Source organism: Flavobacterium sp. JP2137, assembly GCF_050562195.1.
Classification (GTDB): domain Bacteria; phylum Bacteroidota; class Bacteroidia; order Flavobacteriales; family Flavobacteriaceae; genus Flavobacterium.
This window is the reverse complement of sequence record NZ_CP191647.1, coordinates 2683469-2709592: the sequence shown is the minus strand read 5'-3', so window position 1 is coordinate 2709592 and position 26124 is coordinate 2683469. Positions and strand designations below refer to the sequence as shown.

Annotated in this window: 21 protein-coding genes and 1 tRNA gene; 11 read left to right on the top strand and 11 right to left on the bottom strand. The window is 44.1% G+C overall.

The genetic code is table 11. The features are described 5' to 3' along the window. Positions 1-8: 8 nt before the first annotated feature. Complete coding sequence (locus ACQZ43_RS11920) at positions 9-905, bottom strand: helix-turn-helix domain-containing protein (protein ID WP_430612910.1); 897 nt, start codon at positions 903-905, stop codon at positions 9-11. A gap of 173 nt (positions 906-1078) precedes the next feature. Between ACQZ43_RS11920 and ACQZ43_RS11915 the strand changes: the two genes are divergently transcribed. After that, positions 1079-1149: transfer RNA gene (locus ACQZ43_RS11915), tRNA-Cys, on the top strand. A 77-nt stretch (positions 1150-1226) separates the two neighbouring features. Here the strand turns inward: ACQZ43_RS11915 and ACQZ43_RS11910 are convergent. From ACQZ43_RS11910 to ACQZ43_RS11890, 5 genes are all read right to left on the bottom strand, one after another. After that, positions 1227-1586, bottom strand: a complete 360-nt coding sequence (locus tag ACQZ43_RS11910; protein WP_430612909.1) for a YciI family protein — start codon at positions 1584-1586, stop codon at positions 1227-1229. A gap of 100 nt (positions 1587-1686) precedes the next feature. Further along, positions 1687-2559 (bottom strand): helix-turn-helix domain-containing protein, encoded by an 873-nt coding sequence (locus ACQZ43_RS11905; protein WP_430612908.1) that lies wholly within the window; start codon positions 2557-2559, stop codon positions 1687-1689. 50 nt (positions 2560-2609) lie between these two features. Next, positions 2610-4025: an aldehyde dehydrogenase family protein gene (locus ACQZ43_RS11900; RefSeq protein WP_430612907.1), complete on the bottom strand. Its 1416-nt coding sequence runs from the start codon at positions 4023-4025 to the stop codon at positions 2610-2612. Between the two features lie 181 nt (positions 4026-4206). Further along, positions 4207-4530: a hypothetical protein gene (locus ACQZ43_RS11895; RefSeq protein ID WP_430612906.1), complete on the bottom strand. Its 324-nt coding sequence runs from the start codon at positions 4528-4530 to the stop codon at positions 4207-4209. An 86-nt stretch (positions 4531-4616) separates the two neighbouring features. Further along, the gene (locus ACQZ43_RS11890) at positions 4617-5021 is read right to left on the bottom strand and encodes a hypothetical protein (protein WP_430612905.1); all 405 of its coding nucleotides are present in this window, start codon (positions 5019-5021) and stop codon (positions 4617-4619) included. Positions 5022-5274: 253 nt separating this feature from the next. Between ACQZ43_RS11890 and ACQZ43_RS11885 the strand changes: the two genes are divergently transcribed. The 3 genes from ACQZ43_RS11885 to ACQZ43_RS11875 are packed head-to-tail and all read left to right on the top strand — an operon-like array spanning position 5275 to position 10141. After that, the gene (locus ACQZ43_RS11885; RefSeq protein WP_430612904.1) at positions 5275-5496 is read left to right on the top strand and encodes a hypothetical protein; all 222 of its coding nucleotides are present in this window, start codon (positions 5275-5277) and stop codon (positions 5494-5496) included. Beyond that, positions 5493-8645: a SusC/RagA family TonB-linked outer membrane protein gene (locus ACQZ43_RS11880; protein ID WP_430612903.1), complete on the top strand. Its 3153-nt coding sequence runs from the start codon at positions 5493-5495 to the stop codon at positions 8643-8645. Before ACQZ43_RS11885 ends, ACQZ43_RS11880 begins: the two co-directional genes overlap by 4 nt. An 11-nt stretch (positions 8646-8656) precedes the next feature. Next, positions 8657-10141 (top strand): RagB/SusD family nutrient uptake outer membrane protein, encoded by a 1485-nt coding sequence (locus ACQZ43_RS11875; protein WP_430612902.1) that lies wholly within the window; start codon positions 8657-8659, stop codon positions 10139-10141. Positions 10142-10352: 211 nt separating this feature from the next. Here the strand turns inward: ACQZ43_RS11875 and ACQZ43_RS11870 are convergent, their stop codons facing one another. Together ACQZ43_RS11870 and ACQZ43_RS11865 are read right to left on the bottom strand one after the other, a co-directional pair. Beyond that, positions 10353-11702: a peptide-N-glycosidase F-related protein gene (locus ACQZ43_RS11870; protein ID WP_430612901.1), complete on the bottom strand. Its 1350-nt coding sequence runs from the start codon at positions 11700-11702 to the stop codon at positions 10353-10355. A 191-nt stretch (positions 11703-11893) separates the two neighbouring features. After that, positions 11894-12391, bottom strand: coding sequence for a hypothetical protein (locus ACQZ43_RS11865; RefSeq protein ID WP_430612900.1), 498 nt, complete (start codon positions 12389-12391; stop codon positions 11894-11896). A gap of 759 nt (positions 12392-13150) precedes the next feature. Here ACQZ43_RS11865 and ACQZ43_RS11860 point away from each other — a divergent pair. Then, the gene (locus ACQZ43_RS11860; RefSeq protein WP_430612899.1) at positions 13151-13747 is read left to right on the top strand and encodes an RNA polymerase sigma factor; all 597 of its coding nucleotides are present in this window, start codon (positions 13151-13153) and stop codon (positions 13745-13747) included. A 313-nt stretch (positions 13748-14060) separates the two neighbouring features. Here the strand turns inward: ACQZ43_RS11860 and lgt are convergent, their stop codons facing one another. Continuing rightward, positions 14061-14894, bottom strand: a complete 834-nt coding sequence (gene lgt, locus ACQZ43_RS11855) for a prolipoprotein diacylglyceryl transferase (RefSeq protein WP_430612898.1) — start codon at positions 14892-14894, stop codon at positions 14061-14063. Between the two features lie 426 nt (positions 14895-15320). Here lgt and ACQZ43_RS11850 point away from each other — a divergent pair, with 426 nt between their 5' ends. The 5 genes from ACQZ43_RS11850 (at position 15321) to ACQZ43_RS11830 (ending at position 23780) form a co-directional block, all read left to right on the top strand. Next, positions 15321-15626 carry a hypothetical protein gene (locus ACQZ43_RS11850; RefSeq protein ID WP_430612897.1) on the top strand — a complete coding sequence of 102 codons (306 nt, stop codon included), beginning with the start codon at positions 15321-15323 and terminating at the stop codon, positions 15624-15626. 48 nt (positions 15627-15674) lie between these two features. Then, a complete protein-coding gene (locus ACQZ43_RS11845; protein WP_430612896.1) occupies positions 15675-20018 on the top strand; it encodes a CusA/CzcA family heavy metal efflux RND transporter in 4344 nt (1447 codons plus the stop codon). An 85-nt stretch (positions 20019-20103) separates the two neighbouring features. Further along, positions 20104-21303, top strand: a complete 1200-nt coding sequence (locus ACQZ43_RS11840; protein ID WP_430612895.1) for an efflux RND transporter periplasmic adaptor subunit — start codon at positions 20104-20106, stop codon at positions 21301-21303. Between the two features lie 379 nt (positions 21304-21682). Further along, entirely contained in the window at positions 21683-22861 is a 1179-nt protein-coding gene (locus ACQZ43_RS11835) for a serine hydrolase domain-containing protein (protein WP_430612894.1), read from the top strand. Positions 22862-22940: 79 nt separating this feature from the next. Beyond that, the gene (locus ACQZ43_RS11830; protein WP_430612893.1) at positions 22941-23780 is read left to right on the top strand and encodes a GNAT family N-acetyltransferase; all 840 of its coding nucleotides are present in this window, start codon (positions 22941-22943) and stop codon (positions 23778-23780) included. 11 nt (positions 23781-23791) lie between these two features. On the opposite strand, the gene ygiD is transcribed toward ACQZ43_RS11830, so the two are convergent. Both ygiD and ACQZ43_RS11820 read right to left on the bottom strand, forming a co-directional pair. Beyond that, complete coding sequence (gene ygiD / locus ACQZ43_RS11825) at positions 23792-24607, bottom strand: 4,5-DOPA dioxygenase extradiol (protein ID WP_430615664.1); 816 nt, start codon at positions 24605-24607, stop codon at positions 23792-23794. A gap of 159 nt (positions 24608-24766) precedes the next feature. Continuing rightward, a complete protein-coding gene (locus ACQZ43_RS11820) occupies positions 24767-25618 on the bottom strand; it encodes a CvfB family protein (RefSeq protein ID WP_430612892.1) in 852 nt (283 codons plus the stop codon). A gap of 156 nt (positions 25619-25774) precedes the next feature. Here ACQZ43_RS11820 and ACQZ43_RS11815 point away from each other — a divergent pair, with 156 nt between their 5' ends. After that, positions 25775-26113 (top strand): hypothetical protein, encoded by a 339-nt coding sequence (locus ACQZ43_RS11815; protein WP_430612891.1) that lies wholly within the window; start codon positions 25775-25777, stop codon positions 26111-26113. Positions 26114-26124 lie beyond the last annotated feature (11 nt).

The window sequence follows — 26124 nt, the reverse complement described above, 5'->3', positions numbered from 1 at the left end:
ATACAAATTTACGGTCGTAAATCGGGTATAACAATGGACGAAACTTCCTTTTCCATAGACAAATAGGCCACTTCCGATATACCACCTCTTTGGCGAAATACCGCTGGCGATATGCCGCAGTGCTTTTTAAAAAAGCGACTGAAGTAATACGCATCTGAAAACGCCATTTGAAAGGCGATTTCCTTAATGCTGGCTGTGGTTAGGTGCAATTTCTTTTTCGCTTCGAGTATCAACCGGTCTTGAATGAGCTGAGAGGGGGTTTTTCCAAAGTATTTAAGCGATTTTTTGCGCAGCTGTACCGCGTTTAAATCCAATAGTTCGGCATAGTCCATCGGTTGGTGCAAGCTTAGAAAATGCGCGTCTAGCAAAAGCCGGAACCGCTCCATTTGTTCGTCCTTTCCACTGCTGAGCGCAACCTGATCTAGCAGCCGCAACTTGATGCTGCTCGCCTTGGCCAAAATCAGCTGCAGGTAGGCACGCAGCACCATTTCTGAAGTGTTTTGCAAAAGCTCGTTGGACAACTGCGCAATCAACTGTTGAAAAAGGACTGTTTCCGCTGCCGTTATTGCAATAGTTGGCCTGATATAGATGTTGTTAAACAACAAGCCGTTGCAAGCCACCTCTTCGCGATGGGTTTCTATGCAATAGAAATCCGAATGGAAACGCAACATCGTATAGGAAGGCGTGCCTTGAAATTCCAAGCGCAGCACCTGCAAGGGCGTGGCGAATAAAAGTGTGGCACCGGAGAACACAAATGGGCAGTTGTCTGCGTAAAAAATCCCTTCGCCGCTCGTGAGAAACAACACGACATAGTCCGAAAATCGAACAGCCGAAGCCAATGGGTTTAGCAGGCCATTTTCCACACTCAATAAGTGATTGCCCACGGTTGAATTTTTAGCTGTCATCGATTGAAATACCGTAGTGCATTTCCGCTGTTCAGCCCGGGTAATACCGTTTCTCCGGTTCTTCCCGATAAAGGCTTTTTATACCTTAGGCCAATTGCTTTACAGCCGATTTGGAAATGCTGTTTATAATGTTTATATTACAAATATAGCGCAAAAACTATTGATTTTTATCCGGTTCCGTGGCCGAGTGGTTAGGCGAAGCTCCGCAAGAGCTTTTACATTAGTTCGAATCTGATCGGAACCTCTATCTAGACGCTTAGTCAACGTATAATCACCACCGCAATTAAGAATTGGCCCGTTTTCGACGGGCCAATTTGGGTTTTAAGAATCAAGGGGTTTCTGCGAACTGCTTGGGCGTTGGGCAATTTCGCGGACTTCTATACTGCCGCCAAGAGAAAAAATGGGGTTGGACTGGGCCAGAACCACGGCCTCCTCTACCGCGATTGCCCTAATGACGAGATAGCCACTGAGGCATTCGGCACCTACTGTTATCAAATCGGTTGAGGTTCCGACCGCAGTGACGATTTTTGCGGGAAAAGCGGCCAGGGTATGTCCGGAATCGACGAGGCTATTTTGCGCTTGAAGCGCGGCCAACCACGCAGTGCGCGCATGTAGCAAATCGGGGGTTGCAGCAATCGGCTGTGGGTTCTTCAGTCTAAAGAACAAAACAAATTCTTTCATAATACCTGTATTTAAGTGATGTAATTAAGACAATCGACTGCAACAATCAGGGACATATACCAATAAAAAAAACCGATGTTGCCATCGGTTTTATAAGGTATTAAAGCTTGCGGAGTCGGCCTTTTTTTACCGCTGTCGAACGGTCTGCAACCGCCGTGGGCAAATGGTTTAGCTCGGAGGCATTGATGCCAAAATGCTGCTTAAATGCGTGCGAAAAATGCGATAAATTTTCAAAGCCCACATCCAAATAAACCGCATTGGCCTTTTTGCCCTTCTCCTTGATTAAGAAATACGCCTCTTCCAATCTTTTCTCCAACAACCACTTGCGCGGTGTGGTTTCAAAAATCTTTTCGAAATCGCGTTTAAAGGTGCTTAGGCTCCGTCCGGTTAGATAGGCGAAGCGCTCTAAGCGCACATTAAAGCGAAAATTGTTGATCATAAATGCCTTGAGGTCGATTTTTTCGGGATCGCTAAAATCAAACAAAACCTCTTTGATCTCGGGATTGATGCGCAGCAATAACCAAATCGCTTCGCGGATTTTTAAATCCATAATCGCCGACTGCTGCTCCTCAGATAAATTGAGATAGACCAATAGGGATTCCATATAACTGATATACAGCGGATGCGAAGCCAATGCAAGGACTCGCTTGCCCTCGATTTTTATCGGCTTTACTTCCTGTTTCCACTCCTGATACACCTCGCGCAAAATCGCTTGATTCAAATAGATTGAAATCGATTCAAACTTGATTTGCTTGGGGGTGGATTTGGAAAACTTAAGCAAGCTGTTGCGTCTGCTAAAACGAAAATCACCCGGCGCGAATTGATACTTGTTCTTTCCGTCGTGTATGGTCAAATTACCCGTCATTTGAAAGCTAAAAACATGGTCGGAGATAAACTCTTCGCCTTCCGTGTTTTTATCCAAATGACAGGTATTGACTATCTTGGTATTTTTATTTAAAGTAGCTAATTTCATTTAACAGACAAATTCTATACATCAAATTTATGATTAATTAATACGCGAAATTATACCAATATCGTTTTGGGCTCTAAATACGCACTCATACCAAAAGCACCAAATTCTCTACCGATTCCAGATTGTTTAAATCCTCCAAACGGCGCTAACGGATCGTGTTTTAAACCGTTTACAGAAATGTGTCCCGCATCGATTTGCGCGGCGATTTCGCGACCTTTCTCAACGTCTTTGGCAAATACATAACCCGCCAAACCGTAAATGCTGTCGTTGGCTATGGCAATGGCTTCTTCCTCAATTTTATAAGTGATCAATACGAGTACCGGTCCAAAAATTTCTTCTTGTGCGATGCGCATATCGTTGGTAACTCCTGCAAAAACCGTCGGTTTAACAAAGTTTCCACTTTCCATTCCCTCCGGTTGTCCCAAACCACCCACTACGAGTTCCGCTCCTTCGTCTATACCCAATTGGATGTATTCTTGAACGCGTAGGTATTGCTTTTTACTCACTAAAGGTCCTATAGCCGTATCCTGGTCGCTCGGGTTCCCCACCTTCATAGTCGGTATGGTCTCTTTTATGATTTGTTTTACCTCTTCCAAGCGGTTTTCAGGAATCAATATACGGGTACCAGCGGTACAAACCTGTCCTCCACTCATCAATCCTCCGAAGAGTGCCAATGGAATGGCTTCGTTAAAATTGACGTCGTCCAACAGTATAGCTGCCGATTTTCCACCGAGTTCCAAGGTCACGCGCTTCATGGTTTCTACCGCGTGAACCGCAATGGCTTTTCCAACTACAGTCGATCCGGTAAAGGATATTTTGCTCACGTCTTTATTCGTGCTCAACTCCTGTCCCACAACGGTACCCAAACCGTTTAAGATATTGAATACTCCAGCTGGTAAACCCGCTTCGTGCAAGCTTTCTGCAATGATTTGCGTTTGCATGGCACTCATTTCGCTGGGCTTGATCACCACTGTACAACCCGCTGCTATGGCAGAGGAAAGCTTGCTGACAATAAACATATTACTCGCGTTCCACGGTGTGATGATTCCCACGACTCCCAGCGATTCCATTCGCACCTGAGATGTCCCTACCGTCGAAACAAACTTAAAGTCTTTCAAAGCGGTAATCGACGCTTGAATGGCATCTAATCCATTTTGAATAACCGCCGTTGAAAACTGCACAGGTCCTCCGAACTCATACACCATCACATCGATTAAATCCTGTTTGCGCTTGGATACGGCTTGGTGCATTTTTTCCAAATACGACACCCTTTCTGCTACCGTGGTTTTAGAAAAACTTTTAAAAGCGGTTTTGGCCGCTTGAATGGCTAATTGAGTGTCCTTTTCATCGGCTAAGGCTACTTTTCCAAAAATTTCTTGATTGAGCGGATTGATTAAATCCATAAACTGATTACCGTGCGGCTTAACAAAAGAGCCATTGATGTAAATCTGATCTATAACTTTCATATCGTTGTATTTTAAATTATTAATACGACAAAGATCGGGCATAAAATCGGCAATAACTTTGCTATAAAGTCCACATTACTTTGTTTAAAAGTTCAATATTGAGCCGTACAGCCAAGTCTTTTTGAGTTATATCAAATACGGGATTGGGATTTAGCCGCTATTTCCAGCGCTGCGGGGTTATTCAGTCCCAATTCGGTAAAAAACTACCGCTGTAAAAAAGAATCAAAGCCAACACGGTCATTAGCACCGCTATGCGGTATAACTTTACCAATTGAAATACCCCTACCAACAGTATAGCCGTGGTTAAAATCAATCCTTTGAATGCCCACGGATAAAAGAGTTCCGCGATAAATTGCTGCGGAAACAAGGGGTTATTCAAATTTAGGTACAGGCTAAAAAACTTAAAAAACACCGCGCATAAGTGAAACGAAAGCACGGTAATAAGCATGTTGGATACTCCCCAGCTTCCAATAGCTTTATCGATATCATTAAACGCCTTATTCATATATAGTCTTATACTGTCGTTATAGGCCATTATTGCCGCTGCGGCAACTTAGATTAAACCACAACAGTCGTGCCGCAATCACTTCGCTACAGCGCTTGCAAGCGTTTATTCTCGTCTTCCAAAATTTTAATAAGGCGTTCCTTATCGGCCAAATGCGCTAAAAGGGACTGATTAAGCGCTTTGAGCAATTGAAGTTGCTCCTGCAAAACCGCCAATGCACTGCCCTGTTGTAGCGTGTCGGTCAACGCATCGGCCTGGTCAAAGAGCATATTGCCCTTTCCGGTCAATAACCACACCGGATTCAACTCGGGATAGTTTACTAAAATGCTTTCCAATTTGTCGGAACCCAAGGACTTGGTGTTGTTGATAAGACTATGGGATGCTCCTATAATTTCGGCAAACTTTCTTAAGCTAATTTTTTTGAACTTAATAAATTGTTTAACACGATCCACCGTAGTGTATAACATATTATCCAAATCTGTATTCTCCATTTTTATTGGTGCCTATTCCGGCCTATTAAACTAAAAAAGCATGGTTACTACTCCCTTTTCATCCCACTATTAACGCCGATTCACAAATTTTAACACCCTGAAATGGACTGTATTCTATACAAATCCCTTGTTATTTGTAAAATATATTATACATTTGAGATAAATAATCGGTTTTATTGTTGTTTTCGCAATCGAAGCAAATGGAACAATGAGCAAATATATATAAATGTTTTAACATTTTAAATTCATAATCATGAAAACAAATCGTAGAAAATACAACACTTTGGTCATAAATGAGCTATTTATTAAATACGGCTACACCAAAATGTTTATCAGGCAATGTATAAAAGGTGAGCGCAGCAGTGTTACCGCACTCAAGATTGCAGAAGAATACAAGATCTTAAACAGTCAAATCGAAAGCATACTGCTACAATCCAAAAAAAGTGATGTGATTAATAAAACCTCAACAACATGAGACAACAGCAACTACTTTTAATTTTACTCTTGGGGCTTTTCGGCCTTACTTCCTATTCTCAAGAGAAAACGGTGACGGGTAAAATTACAGAAAACGGCATTTCCCTACCGGGAGTGCAAATTGTGATACGCGGTACCCGTGAAGGTACCACCTCCGATATAGACGGATACTATTCCATCAAGGCCAAAATCGGCGACCGCTTGGAGTTTGCTTTTTTGGGTATGCAAACGCAGACCGCTGTGGTGGGTTCGGAAAACACGATTAATATAGCGATGCAATACGCTTCGGAAACCCTAGACGATGTGGTTATCATTGCCTACAGCACCGCCAAGAAGAGTTCGTATACGGGTTCCTTCACGCAGCTCGATGCCAAACAGATTGAAAAAAGGGCTTTAACTCATGTTTTAGCAGCCTTGGAAGGAGCATCGCCGGGTGTACAATTTTCTAGCAGTTCTGGGCAACCGGGAGATGCTCCTAATTTTAGAATTCGCGGAATCAGCTCGGTCAACGGAACCAATGCACCTTTATACGTCGTAGACGGAGTGCCTTTTTCGGGCTCTTTGCAAAGTCTGGGCAGCCTGGACATCGAGAGTTTAACGGTGTTAAAAGACGCTTCTTCCACCGCTATATACGGATCGCGTGGGGCAAATGGGGTGGTGATGATTACGACCAAAACCGGAAAAACACCCAAGGAGCAGTTTTCCTTAAATGTCAGTCAAGGGATATCCTCGAGAGCCATACCGGAATACCAACGTGTCAACGCCCAGCAATATTATCCGCTGATGTGGGAAGCCTATAGAAACAGCCTGACGTATTCCGGAAAGACACCGATGGCAGAGGCCAATGAAAAGGCTAGTCAGAACATTTATGAGTTGTTGGGTTACAATCCCTTTGGAGTTGCCAACGACCAAATCGTCACTGCCGATGGACGACTGAATCCAGAGGCCCAACTCAGATATGCCGACGATTTAAACTGGGAGGACGCCCTAACCAGAGCGGGTATACGCCAACAAGTCGATTTTTCCTATCAAGGAAAGTCGCAGAAATCCGATTACTACGCCTCTTTGAGCTATTTAAAAGAGGATGCCTATATCATAAAATCCGACTTCGAACGAATCACGGGAAGGTTGCATCTCAACACCCAATTTAAGGATTGGTTTAAAACCGGCTTTAACCTCTCGGGTGCACAGACGGATTCCAATCAGGCTGTGGATGGTGTAACCGGTTCTTCGTCTTATATCAACCCGTTTAACACCGTTAGAAATATGGGGCCCATTTATCCGATACATCTACACGATCCCAAAACCGGTGCGTACATCTTGGACGATAAAGGAGAGCGGATATACGATTCTGGAAATATCGAGGAAATCCGTCCTGCCGGCGCTGCTTCGGGTCGTCATGTCATTCAGGAAACCCTGTTAAACCAAACCCGCCAAAAGGGTTTGGCTCTGACAGCGCGAACCTATGCCGAGTTTAAATTTTTAAAATACTTTCGGTTTACCGGCAACTTCGCCTTGGACAAAACCCATCAAAATATTCACAGCTACACCAATACTGTAATCGGCGATGCGATTGGCGCAGGACGAGCTGGACGGAGCGCTTCGGTCTTTACAGGCGTAACCTACAATCAATTGCTCCAGTACCAGCAAAAAATAAACCAGCATCAGCTCGCGCTTTTATTGGGACATGAGAATTTTACGTATAACGTGGATTACACCACGGGGAGCAAAACCGGCCAAATCATTGAAAACAACATCGAACTCATCAATTTTGTCTCTACCAACAGCTTCTATTCCCTGGCGCGAGACTACAGCTCGGAGTCGTACTTCTCTCGGTTTCAATACGATTATTCCGACAAGTATTTCCTATCGGCTTCTTACCGACGCGACGGTTCGTCCAAATTTTCAAAGGACAACCGCTGGGGTAATTTTTGGTCCTTGGGAGCCTCTTGGGTAATCGACCAGGAGGCCTTTATCAGAGACATCCCGTGGATCAGTGCCCTTAAACTTCGCTCGTCGTACGGAGAGGTCGGAAACGACTCCTTTACCAATCATTCCAGTTTGAGCTACTACGCCTATCAAGCCTTGTATGAATTGGGCATAAACAACGCCAATGAAGCGGGTATACTGGCCGAAACCATAGAGGCACCGGAATTGAAGTGGGAGGTAAATACACAAAAGGATTTGGCGCTGGAATTCGCCCTGTTCGACAACCGGTTTAAAGGCAGTGCCGAATACTATTACCGCAAGACGGATGAGTTGATTTTCGAGGTTCCCAATCCCCTAACCGTTGGATTGGACAGCAGAATTGAAAACATCGGAGCCATGTACAATAAGGGTTGGGAGTTTTTCGCCTCTGCCGATTTGATCGCGACACCCAAATTCAATTGGAACCTCACGATTAATGCGGCTACTATAAAAAACCAATTTACCAAGCTCCCCCAAGAAGAAATCATCAGCGGATCCAAAAAACTGGTTGTCGGAGGTTCGATTTACGACTATTGGCTGCGCAATTGGTATGGGGTTGACCCGGCCGATGGCTCGGGATTATTTATAGCGAGTGAAGAAGCGATAGCCGCCCAAGGAGACGATTTGAGAACGCTGAATGAAGTGGTGGTGACCACCAATCCCAATAATGCGCAATACGACTTTGTCGGCAGTGCACTACCCGATTGGTACGGCAGTTTTAAAAACAGCTTTAAGTACCTGGGTGTACAACTCGATTTTTTATTTACCTATCAGTTGGGCGGCAAAACCTACGACACCAATTACGCGAGTCTGATGCATTCGGGCAACTACGGCAATGCTTCGAGTACGGATATACTACAACGCTGGCAAAAACCGGGCGACCAAACCGACGTGCCGCGTTTGGATACGGCAAAGCGCACCTATTACGGTGCAGCGAGCAGCAGATGGTTGGTGGATTCCGATTATCTCGCCTTAAAACAACTGACCTTATCCTATGATTTCGATAAGGCCTTTGCTAAAAAACTTGGCGTGGACGGTGCGCGCCTCTATGTAAACGGAGAAAACCTACACGTTTTTTCCAAGCGAAAAGGTTTAGACGTGGGACAGCGATTTAATGGAACTACCCAAAATCGCTTTAGCCCCGCCCGAATCATTTCAATGGGATTTAATTTAAACTTTTAAAAGCTAATATTATGAAAGTCATATACTTTATCGCCATCATGGCAACCGTGGGGATATTAGGTGGGTGTTCCAGCGATTTTTTAGACCAGATTCCCACCGAATCCATAGATGAGAACGAGGTTGTTACCACGACAGAAAACCTCTATGTCGCGTTAAACGGCTTGCATCGCTCCCTGTACTTACGGTACGAAAGTCAGAGCGAGGGCGGTATAGGTGCGATGATGATACAAGCCGATGCCCTGGGAGAAGATGTGGTGATGACCAGTTCGGGAAACGGTTGGTACAACCGCGATTACCAGTGGTTGAACCATACCGATGCCAACAGTTCCGGCACCTTGTTTCCCTATCGCGTGCTGTATCGAATTAATCGCAATGCCAATGTCATTATCAACAATGTCGATCAGGCTGTGGGTCCAGCGGAAGACAAGGCCATGCTCAAAGGGCAAGCCTTGACATACCGTGCATACTGTCATTTTGAACTCGTTCAACGCTACGGCAAGCGCTACGAAGCCGGGCAAGTCAATAATCAATTGGGCGTTCCCCTTGTTTTGACCAAAGTCATAGGACTTCCCTCCCGCGCTACGGTAGAAGAAGTGTATGCTCAGATAAACGAGGATTTGGATCAGGCCATCGATCTGTTAAAAGACTACCAGCGCTTTAATAAATCGCATCTGGACCGAGGGGTAGCCCTGGGCTTAAAGGCGCGTGTCGCCTTGGTACAAGGTCAGTGGAACACCGCTGCGCAATATGCCAATGAAGCCCGGGAGGGCTATGCCTTGATGTCGCCATCACTGTACCGCTCGGGGTTTAACAATTTTGAAAATCCCGAATGGATGTGGGGCAGCCACATCATCATCGATCAAACCTTGTACTTTGCCAATTTTGGTGCATATATGTCGCGCAACTACAGTTCTTCCAATATCCGCAGCAATCCTAAAGCTATCAACAGCTGGTTGTACAAACAAATTCCGGAAAGCGATGTTCGTTCCACCCTATTCGATCCGACGGGGCAGCACAAAAACATGCCTAGCGGCTACTATCTACCCGCTTCTTTTAGCAAAAAACCCTATACCAGTCAAAAGTTTTTGGCTGCTAGCGATGCCGACAGCCGTATGGATATTCCCTATATGCGGGCAGCAGAAATGTATTTGATTGAAGCCGAGGCCAAGGCGCAGTTAGGCGCGGATGCAGCGGCCAGTCAGCTGCTATACGAATTGGTCAAAACCCGAGATCCCAACTATGTCGCAACGGACAAAACCGGCGCGGAATTGCTTCGAGAAATACAACTGCAAAGACGCATCGAATTGTGGGGAGAGGGCTTTCGATTTTTCGATTTAAAGCGGACCAACGCACCGCTAGACCGAACGCAGACCAACCATTCTGCCACCTTAACGGGTGGATTATTAGAGGTCAATTCGGGCGATAACCGCTGGCAATGGTTGATTCCGCAAAAGGAAATCAATGCCAATATCAACATCAAACAAAACCCCCTTTAGAATTTGGAGGGAAATCTATTGTTTTATAATTGTTTTTAAATTAGTTGGTTTTTCAAGCAGTACAAGAATGCTTGAAATGAGATTGGGTTGTCTTAGCACGGTTTACAATTCGTGTTAAGCAACCCAATTTACATATAATCAATAGCTTTTTCGCTAGGTTTTAATCCTAAAAAGTCTGGTGCGAAGGGGGCTTTTCTATAAAAGCGGCTTTTTAATTTTTAATTATTTTTCTGTGTGATACGGCACCGTTTTCCCAAGTGATTTTCACGACGTAAGTACCGGCAGCACAACGTGAGAAATCAAAGTTTTGAGTTTGGCTCACCCCTATTTTCTTACCGGTCAAATCAAAGACCTCCAAATGCGACACCGGTTCTTGGGCGGATATCGTCAAGACAGCTGAAGTCGGATTGGGATATAATACCAAACTGCTTTCCGCGATTTCCCGTACACTCGCGTTATAGGGTTTGTCGTGTGCTTGCAAATAAAGCGACAGGGGAAACATCCCTTTTCCTCCGAAAAATTCAGCGTCTGGCACATCCAAGGCAAAGTGGTGTGTACCTGCCTCTAGCGTACCCAAATCGATGATTCGAATGGGAATGACGTCTCCCGGACACCAATTATTCCAAGAGGTCCAATCTGCCTCTGTCCTTACCACAGGACTGTAGATGCCGTTGCCCTGAGTGTTGTACTTTCTATAAGGCTCACAAGACTTTCCTCCCGGTTTGTATTCCAATACTAAGCTGTTGTCGAAATACGCAAAATGTTTTCTGCGCACGTATTCCTCTCCTCTGGTATCCGCACCGTGATTTGAGGTAATCAGGTATAGTTTGGCGTTGTACACCTTTTGATCGAGTTCGAAAGTCACGGTTTTTTTGGTTTGACCCAGCACATCGCTTGCACCGGCTTGGTAATTGTTTAATTCGTGTTTAAACAGTAGTGGAAGCAGCACTAAATCATCGACTACTTCTGTAGGATTGGGAGCGTTGGAAACGATGTCCACCGAACCGTAAAAAACATCGGTACGACCGGCACAACCGCTCACTTCATTTTGGGCACTGTAGGGCACGCCAAACAACTCGAGTTCCAACCAGATGTCGTAGCGTTCCAAGACACTCCTGTCTCTAAATACGCGACTGATATTATTCAATTCAAAGCTAAAGGGAACCTCTTTAGGACTTCTATTCTTGCTCATAAAAGGGGTGATATACCTGCCCAGTTCCAGGCGTTGAACAAGGACATCGGAAAGCTCATAAGTCGTTTGCCCTTTGGGAACCAAGGCGAGGTTGACATTTCCAATGCGGTCGTAGTTGTCGCAGGCGGCTTTAATAACGACATTCATCGTGATTTCATTTCCGAAGGAAGCCAGTTGCTGGTCGGTAATTTTTTTGGCGTACAAATCGTTTCTATGCCGGATGACATCGGCCGGTACGGGCAAATCGACCCGAGCGGCGTAACCGTCGTAAAACAGTACTTCATCGAATATTTTGGTCGTTGTTTGCTGTGCAAAACCACCGATGGTGATCAAGGCAAAAAACAGGAGTACAGCTAATTTATTTTTCATAAGTATTTATATATAAAATTAGCAATTGAAGACAAGCTGTTTTCATAACAGCTCCTTTCACACAAACCTCTCAAATATATAAAAACATCAATAAAACAAAAAACCTATTGCGATTTATTAGTAAAAAACTACCCTGTCGTTGTGGTTATAACAATACCACAGCGGAGTGAGCTATAAAAAAAAACAAAAAATCATTCCCTGTTTTCGCCCCAAAGTTGCTTCGACGCTTCGGAAACGGGCCGCATTTCCCTAGTCACTTTTAGCGGGTAGGAACCTTCCACTTCCAGCGTTGCTTGGAGGCGCTCGCCAAGGCGCTCCAGGTAAAATCGGTATTTATGGGGTTGGGGAACGCCCTGGTGAAAATCGTTGGGTATCAAATGTCTAAAGAGCGCGTAATAGCCACCGTCATAGCGCACTAAAAAATCGTTTTCTCCAATTGTCGTTTGCAGTGGTTGTACCGATTTACCGTCGAAAACCAAATCTTCGAGTCCGCTGCGCACCAACTCCTCATCCGTAGGTGCATGGATGGAATAAAAGCCTTTTTCGATTACTACTTTGTCCAAAGTCAAGCTGGAATCTGTCGACACCCATAGGGTGTTTCCCTTGGGCGGACTGGTATACCACAGATAGCCGAGCCCTACGACTAACAACAAAAGAACCGCTACGGATACCAAACTCTTTCTCTTCATTTTCTAGGATTTTTACGGCAAAATATTGAGGCTGCAATATACCGATTTTCTCCTGATGGAAGCCGATAAACCGCAGCAGCACTTTTGACGACAAATCGCAACAAGAGCATTTAAAAAAACGCTTGATCGATTGGCAAACGGCTAATTCATCGCGATTTCCGACCCTGCCGAAATTTCCCAATACGACAGCGAGATAAATCCCCCTTTTTAGCACTAGCCCCAAGGGCGCTTTCGATTTATACCGCTATTTATCGGTTTAAAATCGCGCAAATAACAGTAGAGTCACTTTGTTTAAAAGTCCTTAAACAGCCTGAAAACAAACGAAAAAGCAAGGACTATTTTCCCGAAATCACCGCTGTTGTAAAACGGCAATAGTCGCCTGAGAAAGCGCTTTTTTTAAGTACGCCAAAGCGACGTGTTTTCTCGCTTGCGGTTCGATCTCGGGCCTAAAAGTGCGATTATATCCTGATTTTTTCCAGCTAATTGGAGAAAATAATTATTTGTGATTATTACAATTTAGATAATATATCATTAAAAATGAACAAAATAAGCTATTATATTATTATAAATCATTGTAAAGCGAATCATATACTCATAATTAAATGAAAATTTTATATAATTTGTATTATTTAATCCAAATTATTTTTTGTTAAAACTGTAATATTTAAATAAATTGAAAGTCTATACTAGTATAGAAAGTCTCCTATTGCAGACCAACGAGCATTTAAAACACAAAATAACAAACTCAAAATAACTCAATTGGACACAAAAAATAATCAAAATATAGATTCTTTGATTGCGTTGTGTAAACTCGGAAATGCCAAGGCACAGAATAAGATTTACAGCAAGTTTTATAAGGCCATGTATACGGTTGCATTTAGAATAGTAAACGACAAAATCTTGGTGGAGGATATACTCCAAGAATCGTTTTTAAATGCTTTTTTAAGCATTGATCAATATAAAAATGAGGCTTCTTTTGGCAGCTGGTTAAAGAAGATTGTCATCAATAAATGCCTCGATGTCCTCAAGCAAAGGCAGAAGATTATCTTGGAAGACATCAGTACGGTTCTGCATACGCTAGTCGATGAAAATATACGCGAGGACAATTATGAAGCGGAACAGATTAAAACGTCTCAATTATTGGAAGTCATTTATTCTTTAAGGGGGAAAAGTAAAATTTTGATGATTTTGTTTTTTATTAAAGGCTATAGCAAACAGGAGATTTGCGATGTGATGAATATTAGCATGCCCAATTTTCATACGATTCTCTTTAGAGCCAAAAAGGATCTCAAGGAAAAAATGCGAAATAGTCCCGAGATTGTCATGAGCAACAACGGCAGCGCTGATTTGGACTAAGGTAGTAGAAATCACTTAGAAGTCGGGAGACCTGCGCGATTAAAAATTATTAGCAACAGTTATCAACCCGAAACATTTAACGCTAGTGTCGGGTTTAATTTAAATAGTGTCACATATCGCAATAGCGATAAACCGTATGGACTACCAAAGATGTACTAACGCGGACTGAAGGTGTTTTTTTCTGGTCGTCTGCTAGAACTATTTCATTATCATAATTGATATCGCAGAGAAATGTTCTAGTTTAGATTGGAGTGGATTGGGCAGTCGGGGGACTGCCCTTTCTTTTTAGCCGGCATTCCAAGCCGAAACAGCCTTAATTGACTGCCGTAGCGGCAGGGTTTTGACGTAACTTCAACAGGATCAACACCACTCCCACCGCAATAAACGGAACGCTCAACAACTGTCCCATATTAAAGAACAGTTCGTTTTCAAAGGCTTCCTGATTTTCTTTATAGAATTCTATAATAAAACGGGCACTAAACATCAACACTAAAAAATAACCGAATATCACGCCTTTTAGCTGTGGATTTCGCTTTTGGTATAGCATCCACAAAAGTGCGGAAATGGCCAAATACGAAAAGGCTTCGTACAACTGGGTCGGATGACGGGCAATAAAATCGTCTTGTGCAAAAACGACCCCCAAACTTCCGTTGGTAGGCTTGCCATAAATTTCGGAATTCATAAAATTACCAAAGCGGATAAAGGCTCCTGCAACGGGAATCGCCACCGCTACGCGATCTAATAAATTCAACATATTCATCTGGTACTTTCGGCAAAAGAGGTAAATCGCCAACAAAACGCCCACGGCACCTCCATGACTGGCCAAACCGGTAAAACCCGTAAAAGTAAACGCGCCCGACTCCATCTTAAAAGGCAGTAGAATCTCTAGAGGGTGTTGCGAAAAATACTCGAAATCGTAAAACAAACAATGACCTAATCGCGCGCCCAAAAGGGTACCCACAAAGATATAAATCAACAAACTGTCCAACAATTGCAGGGGTATCGCCTCTCGCTTAAAGAGTACACTGACTATTTTATAGCCCAATAATATTCCCAATCCAAATAACAATCCGTAATAACGAACCGAAACCGCTCCCAACTTTATCAATTCCGGATTGACATCCCATATCACCACTGCTTCACCCATATTTTTGTCTTTTATTTTTTATCAAGCTGCCAAAGCTACTATAAAATATAAAAGCTACCGCCTGTAGCACAAAAAAATCACGGCTTTATTTACAGCCCGACCCGCGGTATAACAAAACGCATTTCAAAAGGGCTGTTGGAGCAATTAGACGTAGTGGAGCTACGCACTGACCTGTTTTTATTCGTTTAGTCTACATATAAAACCCAAGTATATCACGGATCGAAAACGAAATTAGCAGACGCCTTTAAAGATCGTTATATATCATACTATGGTAAAAATCCGATTCGCTTGCCACCGCCGTCTCCGCTCAGACCGCCTAATGCAACACCCTTGCAAAGTGTAAAGAAAAATGGCGCTTTTTAAAAATTTCAAACAAAAAACACTACTTTTGCTGGGATGAGAAATGGGAAACAAATAGCAATTGTCTTGATATCAGTACTTATGATTGTACTGGCGCTATTCCCGTGCTCCGACAGAAATGCCGCTACGGTAACCGACCATACGATCGCGCAATGGACGGCTAGTCCCCACCAAGAAGCAGCGGTAGACATGTGCAATCCCTTTTGTGTTTGCAATTGCTGTACCTCGCCCATACTGGTTAAAAGCGCCTTTTTCTTCGAATTGCCCAGTATCGCATCTATTTCGCTAAAAAACTCCGACTATTATCAGTCTTTTATCATTACCGTACTTCACTTTATCTGGAAACCTCCACGCACTGTATATTTTAATTAAGTCCTAAGGCCTACACGGCTTTATTTTTATTAATTTCAATATACTACTATGTTAGATAAAATCATACATTTTAGTATCCATAACAAGTTTGTCATTGGACTTTTCACGTTGGCTTTAATCCTCGTGGGCAGTTATTCCTTGATGCATTTGCCTATGGATACCCAGCCTGATATTACCAATAATCAGGTACAAATCATTACCAGCTCTCCTACACTTGCCACGCAAGAAGTGGAGAAATTCATCACTTATCCCATAGAACAGGCGGTAAAGAGCATTCCAAACATCGTCGAATTGCGGTCGATCAGTCGTTTTGGACTGAGTGTGGTTACCGTCGTTTTTAAGGAGGAAGTCGATATTTATTGGGCGAGAACACAGGTTTCGGAGCACTTAAAAACCGCCGAGGAAGTGATCCCCAAAAACGTGGGCAGACCGGAATTAGCGCCTGTGAGTACGGGCTTGGGAGAGATCTATCAGTACATCGTTTATCCCGATGCCGGTTTTGAGGAGCAGTACACACCGATGGAACTGCGCAGCATACAAGATTGGATCATCAAACCGCAATTGATCGGGATACCTGGGGTGGCCGAAATCAATACGTTGGGTGGCGAGCTCAAGCAGTATGAAATATCGGTACAACCCGATCGCTTAAAGAGCATGAATACCAATATAGGGGAGATTTTTGACGCCTTGGAGCGCAACAACGAAAATACCGGTGGTGCGTATATCGACAAAAAGCCCTATGCCTATTTTATCCGCAGCATCGGTATGATCAGCTCTTTGGAAGACATCGAAAAAATCGTGGTTAAAACCACCAACGGCATCCCGGTATTGATTCGAGACGTAGCCACGGTTCAAATAGGCAGCGGTATCCGATACGGCGCGGTAACCAAAGACGGCAAAGGCGAGGAAGTCAGCGGTATGGTTATGATGCTCAAGGGCGGAAACAGCAAAGTGGTCGTTAATTTGGTCAAGGAGAAAATGGAGCAGATTCGCAAATCCCTACCAAAAGGGGTTTTGATAGAACCCTTTATCGACCGGACTACTTTGGTGGACAAAACGATTAACACCATCCAAAACAACTTGATTGAAGGCGCGTTAATCGTCGTTTTTGTCTTGGTGATGCTATTGGGAAATTGGCGTGCGGGAATTGTAGTCGCATCGGTCATCCCCTTGTCGATGTTGTTTGCCATCAGTTTGATGAAGGCCTTTGGCGTAAGTGGAAACCTGATGAGCTTGGGGGCGATAGACTTCGGACTGATTGTCGACGGTGCGGTCATCGTCGTCGAGGCGATACTACATCGCTTGCAAATTGGCAAAAAGACCAAGCTCACCAAGGCGCAGATGAACACTATGGTATACGAAGCATCCTCAAAAATTCGAACCAGTGCCTCCTTTGGTGAAATAATTATTTTAATCGTCTATTTACCGATTCTCGCTTTAGTCGGTATAGAGGGAAAAATGTTTGGTCCGATGGCGCAGACGGTTTCGTTTGCGATTTTAGGAGCCTTTATACTCTCGTTGACCTATGTGCCGATGATGACCTCCCTCGTGCTTAAAAAAGAAAGCGGCAAGGACAAACCCAATTTTAGCGACCGCATTATACAGGCCATTTACCGGGCATACGAGCCGATTTTACAAAAGGCAATGCGCATTAAGAAAACCCTATTGCTGTTGGCATTTTCCGCCTTGGCTGCTTCCCTATTCGTATTTAATCAGCTCGGTGGCGAGTTTATCCCCACCTTGGACGAGGGCGATTTGGCTACCCACATCATCATCTCCTCGGGCAGTTCCCTGTCTCAGGAAATCGAAACGACCACCAAGGCAGAAAAAATATTAAAAGAGCGTTTTCCAGAAGTAAAAATGGTGGTCACCAAAATTGGAAGTGCCGAAATCCCCACGGATCCCATGCCGATGGAAGCCGGAGATATGATTATTGTATTAAAGGATAAAAAGGAATGGACCTCGGCCAAAACCAAAGAGGAATTGATGCATCTAATGGAAGATGCCCTACAGGAAATTCCAGGTATTACTACCGAGTTCTCGCAACCGATACAAATGCGTTTCAACGAATTGATGACGGGAGTGCGCAGCGACGTAGCCATCAAGGTATTTGGAGAAGATCTGGAGAAACTCGTCAGCAAAGGCGAAGAGATTCAAACCCTGATACAAGACATACCTGGCGTAACCGATCCCAAGCTCGAACGCGTGGCGGGCTTGCCGCAAATTGCGATTCGCTACAACAAGGATAAGCTGGCATTATACGGTTTAAACATCGGCGATATCAACAAAATCGTACGAACGGGCTTTGCCGGAGAAATTGCCGGTACGGTTTACGAGGGCGAAAAGCGCTTTGATTTGGTCGTTAGAATGGCGGAAAACAACCGACAAGACATCACCAATATCAAGTCGTTGTTTATCACCCTGCCCTCAGGGCATCAAATTCCCTTGGAGCAGGTTGCCGATATCGATTACGAAGACGGTCCCATGCAAATCAGCCGTGAAGACGGACGTCGTCGCATTGTACTGGGGTTCAATGTAAGAGGAAACGACGTGCAAACCGTGGTCGAGCAAATTCAAAGCAAGCTCGACGGGCAGTTGGTACTGCCCGAAGGATATTACCTGACTTATGGCGGACAGTTTGAAAATTTAATTCAGGCCAATCAGCGCTTGTCTATCGCCATTCCGATAGCCCTGTCGTTGATTTTTATACTCTTGTTTTTTACGTTTAAATCCGTGGCTCAGAGTCTGATGGTTTTTACGGCTATACCGCTGTCGGCCATTGGAGGTATAGCAGCGTTGTGGATGCGCGACATGCCTTTTAGCATTTCTGCCGGTGTGGGTTTTATCGCGCTCTTTGGCGTGGCAGTACTCAACGGCATTGTATTGATTGGACAGTTTAACCTATTAAAGAAAGAAGGCGTTATGGATATAGAAGAGCGCATTTTCCGCGGTACCAAGATTCGCCTGCGCCCGGTAATATTAACCGCAGCGGTGGCTTCCTTGGGCTTTTTACCGATGGCCTTGAGCACGGGTGCCGGTGCGGAGGTACAAAAACCCCTGGCTACAGTAGTCATCGGTGGCTTGCTCACCGCTACCCTATTGACCTTGATTATACTCCCTATACTCTACTACTATGTCGAAAGGGGTTTTACGAACAAATCACCTAAGAAAGTCGCAATTATCGCCCTTGTATTCGGCTTGCCCTTCTTTGGTTTTGCTCAGGAAGCACCGAAAAAGAGCCTGCAGCAACTCATCGAGATCGGTTTGGAAAACAACCTGAGTTTACAGGCCAATAAAATGGAGATGCAGGTACAAAAACAATTGCAAAAAACGGCTTTTGACGTACCTAAAACCGAATTGACCTCCAATTTTGGTCAATTGAATTCCACGACCGACCGCGACGTCAATTTCGGCATCTCTCAAAGTTTTAACCCCTTTGTGATCAGCAGTCGAAAGCAATTGCTCAAGCAAAATTACCAAGCGAGTGAATTGCAGTGGAATACCGCACAGAAGCAATGGATACTCCAACTAAAACAATCCTGGTACAACCAGTGCTTTTACTTGGAAAAAGAGCAATTACTCCTCGAGCAAAATGCGCTACTCAAAGAATTTAGCAAATCGGCAACCTGGCGTTATACCACCGGTGAGACCAATGTAATGGAAAGTCAGCTAGCCCAACTCAAGCAGCAGGAACTCGAAATACAAATACAGCAAAACCAAGCGATGATCAGCCAGTTAAAAAGGGCTATGAAAACCCTTTTAAACAGCGGCGACGACTTTGAATTGGAGGCGCCTACCCTGGAAAACCTCACAGCGGATTACACCGGCGAATGGGACGTGGAAAACAACAATTTGATTCGAGAAGCCGCGCAAAAAGTGGCCCAGGTAACCGCAGAGAAAAACGTTAAAAAATCGGCCTTATTTCCGGACATCACCATGGGTTATGCGATCGAATCGCTAGCGGGCTTAGAAGAAACCAACGGCATCTCTAAGACGTACGGCAGTCAACCGCGATTATCCTCATTCTCCATCGGCCTGGCGATTCCCATTTTTTCGGGCAGTCAGCGAGCGGCGATCAAGGCGGGGAATTACGAAATCGAAAAATCAGCTTTGGAAAAGCGTTCCCTGGAACAGGAGATTACCCAGTCCGTAGTGCAGCAACAACAGTGGATGACCACCCAAAGAGGGCTGATCAATTACTATCAAAACGCCGCCCTACCACAGAGCGAAACCCTGGGAAATCATGCGCTTAAATCCTATCAAAGCGGCGCCATTTCCTATGTGGAATACTTACAAGCCGTGGAGACCGCCTTGTCGGTAAAGCTCAATTACAAAGAAGCCTTACTACAATGGCATTTAGCACAGAGCAACTTAGACTATTTGATCAATTAATCCGAAGTGCAGTCCTTTGCTGCAGTTGTTTATTCAAACAACGCCCAATAGAACGCAATCACCACTTCGTCAAAAACACTTACAGATGAAAAAATATTTTCTAGTACCCCTAATCGCAGTCCTCGTATTGATGGGGAGTTGTCAGAAAAAAGGAGAAGACACCCCCGCGGAAAACACAGCCGAACAGCACGAAGAAGCCGCAACAACCATAAAGGAAGTCGAGTTAAATCCCGCACAATTTGCCGGTGCCGGTATCGCATTGGGCGAACTGTCTATGAAAAACCTAAATGAGGTCATCAAAGTCAATGGTTACACCAAGCTACCCCCTCAAAACCAAGCCGATGTCAGCACCTTTATACCGGGTATAGTGACCCGTATTTTGGTCAATGAAGGACAATACGTCAAAAAGGGGCAGTTACTCGCCCAGGCAGAAAGCACGGAATTTGCCAAGCTACAGGAAGAATATGCCATCAGCAAAAGCACGATCAACTATTTGCAGTTGGAGTACGACCGCCAATCCAAGTTGCGAGAGGAGAATGTCAATTCGGAAAAAACTTTTCAAAAGACCCAGTCCGAACTCGAAATCGAAAAGGCCAAATACCGCTCGTTAAAAAAGCAGTTGACCATCATGAATGCCGGCGATCAAACCGCCGAGCAAAGCCTGTCGATTATAGCCCCTATAGCCGGGTATATCGCTACGATCAATATTAAAATTGGTTCGCAAACCGCACAACAGCAACCGCTGTTTACCTTGGTAGACAATTCCAAGCTGCACTTGGACCTGATGGTATACGAAAAGGATTTACCACAGATTAAAATCGGGCAAAAAGTGGTTTTTAACCTGACCAATAGAGACAATACCGAAATTCAAGGCAAGATCTTTAGCATAGGCAAATCGTTTGAGAACGAAACCAAAACGATAGCCGTACATGCCGACATCGAAAACCAGCATGAAAACCTGATTCCCGGCATGTATGTCAACGCACTTATACACAGCGGTAAGCAGCAGCTGACCGCCTTGCCGAAAGAGGCTTTTGTACGAGCGGACGGCCGTGAATTTGTATTTGTTTTGGAAGCCGATGAGACGGGAAGCGCTACCACTCCCCCTAAGGAATACCACTTTCAACGCATCGAGGTTAAAACCGGAGTATCGGAATTGGACTACACTCAGGTGAGCTTTTTACAAGAGCTGCCCAAAAATGCCAAAATCGTTACGGCCGGAGCCTATTATTTGCAAAGCCATTTGATAAAAAATGAAAGCGGCGGCGGCGGACACGACCACTAACGCGAAAATTCAAAGACTGCCTCGATCGACGAGGCAGTCTTTTTTTTTGCATAAAACAGCCCGCGTATTCTCAACCGGGAGATTCCGCTACAAACACTATGGATTCCCAGCTTGTTTTAAAAGCCGCCGCGAGTCCAAGGCGAGACAAAAAAAACGGACCATTTGAAATGTTGCCAAAAACACAAAAAAATTAAGTGAAGCCCAAAATATTTTATAATCGCTAAAGCACAAGTGATTTTTTCTAGAATTGTAACGAAAAACTTGTAAATCAGTATAAAAAAACCATACGGACTGCCTATTCATCCGAGAAATTTTATTTATTTTTTTGATTTCTCAATTCATTAATTTGTCTATATTTGTTTTTTAGACCTTGCAAATAATGAAATATATATATTGTAGCTTGTTAGCGACAACCCTCATCTTGGCTTCTTGTAATAAAAACAAAGATTTGGCCGAGCGAATTCCCAATAGCGCGGAACTTCACATCACCGAAAATCCCTATGAGGTGCAGTTCAACGAATTGGACCCGGAATACATTTTAAAACAGAATCATATCGTCGAGGAATTTTATCATAAAAACATCAATAAAAACGATTATTCCGGTGGTTTTTTAGTGGCCAAAAACGGCAAGATTCTCTTTGAAGAATATTCGGGTTATTCCAATCGCGCCAAAAACGAGATGATCGGACAAAACACGCCGATGCACGTAGCTTCGGTAGGAAAGGTGATTACGTCTGTAGCCACCTTGCGCTTGGTACATGAAGGGCTCTTGGATCTAGACCAAAGTGTAGCCAGTGTATTACCGACTTTCCCCTATCCGCAAACCACGGTGCGCATGCTGTTAAACCACCGTAGTGGACTTAAGTATTACGGGTATTTTACAGCGGAAAAAAACATTTGGAATACCGCGCAAACCATTACAAATCAAGACGTCTTAGACATCATTAGCAGCGGAAAAGTCGCTTTGGACTTTAGGCCCAATACCAAATTCACCTATTCGAACACCAACTATGTTATACTGGCATTAATCGTGGAGAAAATCAGCGGTAAGCCCTATAAAAAGGCCTTAAAAGAATTGGTTTTAGATCCGTTGGAAATGACCCATACCTTTGTGTTTGACGACATCAGTAAGAAAGACGAAGTATGCCAGTCTTATGACGGCAATTACCGACTGATGCGCTTTGACTATCTCGACGAGACTTACGGGGATAAAAATATTTATACCACGCCTCGCGATTTGCTCAAACTCGACAAAGCCATGTATTCCGACGCTTTTTTAAACAAGGATTTAAAGGAGCAGATGTACAAGGGCTATAGCTATGAGCAAAAGGGCAAAAACAATTACGGCTTGGGCATGCGCCTGATCGAGATGAACAACGGTAAAAACTACACCTTCCACAACGGTTGGTGGCGCGGTAATACCTCTTCATACATCCGACTACAACAAGACACGGTGTCCATTATATTGCTGTCCAATAAATACACCAAACTCACTTATAAGACCATTGATTTGGCGCATCATTTTGGCGATTATTCCGTCGGGAATGTTTCCAAATAAAAACGATTGCAACGCCTCTACTCTTAGAGGCGTTTTTCGTTAATCCAAAATGCGTATACCCACGAAAAAACTGATTTTTATGACACGTCCATTCCTGCAATACCGCTTTCTAAACCAAACCCCCACTGCGGTGGTTTTAAACACCTTTAACGAGGCTTTTTCAGATTATATCCTTCCCATGCACCTTACCGAAGCACAGTGGGCGTACAAGCTGAAAAACGATGGGGTCGATTGGAGTTTGTCTTTAGGAGCTTTCGATGGAGAAGCCTTGGTCGGCGTTATTTTACACGGCCGAAATCAAAAGGAGTTCTACAATGCGGGTACGGGGGTAATTCCGTCGCATCGCGGTCAAGGCATTACCCGCGCACTATATGCTTTTGGCTTACCGCTATTACAGGAACAGGGCTTTGAAGTCGGTATTTTAGAAGTGATATCGACCAATGATGCGGCCAAGCGGACCTATGAAAAAATCGGTTTTGAAAAAACGGCGGTTCTAAATTGCTACAACGGAACGATTAGCGCGGTGGGCAACGGAAAAGCAGTGACTTTACAGCCGTTGACTCCCGAGTTATACCAAGCGTATTACGCCGACAAATCGGTGGCGCCCTCATGGCAAAACGACCGACGAGCAGTTTTGGCCCATTGGGAAATACTGGAAGTACAACAGATTTACAGCGAGCAAACCGCTGTTGGCTATCTGGTGTACCACCCGCAGAGCAACAAGCTTATACAGCTTTATATAGCACCGGAATTCCGGCGAAAAGGCTTGGCCACTGCCCTGCTATCCAGCCTATTTACAGCAGACAAAAAGCTGTTGGTTACCAATGTAAACAGCACCGACACAGCGCTGAATACCTTGTTTAAAAAACTGGGATTGCAGTTGTTTTTAAAACAAGATTTAATGGTATTAAACCTGTAAAAATCAACGGACTAACCTATCTTAATTGAAGTCATACTCAACGAGCCAGCCACGTATTTATCGTTAAAGATTTCCACCTCTTCATTGGCCAATTGCAGTCCCAATACATACATCAGGGGGAAGTAGTGATCGGGTGTGGGAATGGCGAGTTGTACGGCCGCACCGAGTTTGTGGTAATCGATGAGGTCGTTATGCGACTTGGATCGAATTTTATCCTTAAAAATCTCGTTGCTTTCTATGGCCCAATCGAAGCCGTAATTATCGGTTTGAATGTGACTCCAATCCATTGCTCGCAGGTTGTGTACCATATTTCCGCTACCGATAATCAACACCCCTCTACGGCGCAATTCCATCAATTCCCCCGCGAGTTTATAGTGGTAAGCCGCGGGCTTGCCGTAGTCTATACTCAATTGCACTACGGGAATATTGGCTTGGGGGTACAAATGCTGAAGCACACTCCACGCACCGTGATCCAATCCCCAGTCGTCGTCCAACTCCACCGCCGTGCCTTTGATGATCTTTTGGGTCTCTATCGCGAGTTCCGGACTGCCGAGAGCGGGATATTCCACCTCAAACAAAGCCTGGGGAAAACCGCCAAAATCGTGAATTGTCTTGGGCTTGGGCATGGCGGTAATCTTGGTAGTACCCCGGGTTAACCAATGCGCCGATACCACCAAAACCGCTTCGGGTTTATCCAAAGTGTGCCCCAGCCGATTCCAATACTCGGTAAATTCGTTGTGTTCAATGGCATTCATCGGAGATCCGTGTCCGATAAACAAGACGGGGAACCGCTTGTCGCGGATGGGAAAATGCAGCATTTCGTCCATAGTAGGATGCGGTAGCGCATCCGGAGTGAAGTTATTTTTCATAAGCTGTTCGCGCTATCACAGGACACATTATAGTGGTGCATCGCTGTGTTATATACGATACAAGTTACAAAAAAACTCCCGATGTGGGAGTTTAAATGACGTTAACTTTTGCGGCGCTTACTCGAAGGAAACATCTTCTTCCTCGATCAGGTAAATGCCCTCATCTTTGATTTCTATGCGCTTTTCCTTATAAAGTGTACCGATTGCTTTTTTAAAGGTCTTTTTACTGATGTTTAAGACCGTTTTAATATCTTCTGGATGACTGGAGTCACTCAATCCTAAAAAGCCGTTATTCGCACGCAGTTCGTCCAATATTACATCGGCACTACTCACCACCCCGTCAAAGCCGAGTTTGGTACGCGATACATCGATTTTTCCATCGGCGCGGACGTTTTTGATGTAGCCCACAACGCGGTCACCGGTTCTCAAATCCTCAAAGAGTTCGTTTTTGTAAATCAAACCCTTAAACTTTTCGTTGATGATGACATTAACACCCAAATCGGTGATATGGGATACGATCAAATCGACCTCTTCACCGGCTTCCAAGGTAACCTCTTCCAAGTCCAAAAACTGATTTAAACGGCTTGAACCCACCAAACGGTCGGTTTTTTCGTCTAAATACATATAGATGATATAGCGATTGCCCTCTTGCATCGGACGCGCTTGCTCCTTAAACGGTACAAATAAATCCTTTTCCAATCCGATATCCATATAGGCGCCAAAGTCATTCATATAATTGACTTTTAACAAGGCGAACTCATTGAGGTATATATAGGGCTCCAAAGTGGTAGCCACCGGTCGTTCTTCGTGATCTAAGTACACGAAAACAACGATTTCATCGTCGATTTCATAATCGTTAGGCACATATTTATTCGGCAATAAAATATCATTCTCTCCATCGGTCAAAAACAAACCTACTTTAGTCGTTCTTGCGATTCTTAAAGTATTATCTACACCAATATTTATCATAATTGTCGTTCTTTATCCCACAAAGGTACAAAGTTAAATCTTTACTCCGCACAAAATCCACTTGTGGAATATAAAATCATTTAACGAGGAGTTAACAGCAGCGTATTCCATCTTTTTTTAAATTTACCTTAAGACTTTAATTAAAAATACAACAATATGAAAAAGATGTTTCATTATGCCTCGGCGAGTATCGCTATAGACGAGTTAAAAAATAAAGGCTTTGATATTGACTTCAATATCGAGGAGCAACAAATTATTGCAAATCCTGATAATTTTGAAATCGTTCATCTCTATCGCTATGAAGGCTTTAGCAATCCCGATGACGAATCTACGGTCTACGGCATACAATCCAAAGATCAAAAGCTCAAGGGCGTTTTCGTAGCGGGTCAGTTGGCCAACGACGAAAGCGATGCCGCACGCGTACTCTTAGACCTGTCGATTAAAGACCAACAAGCGAGCAATAAAGACCGACAACAGGGGTTTAATTCCAAATAAACAGCTTAGTG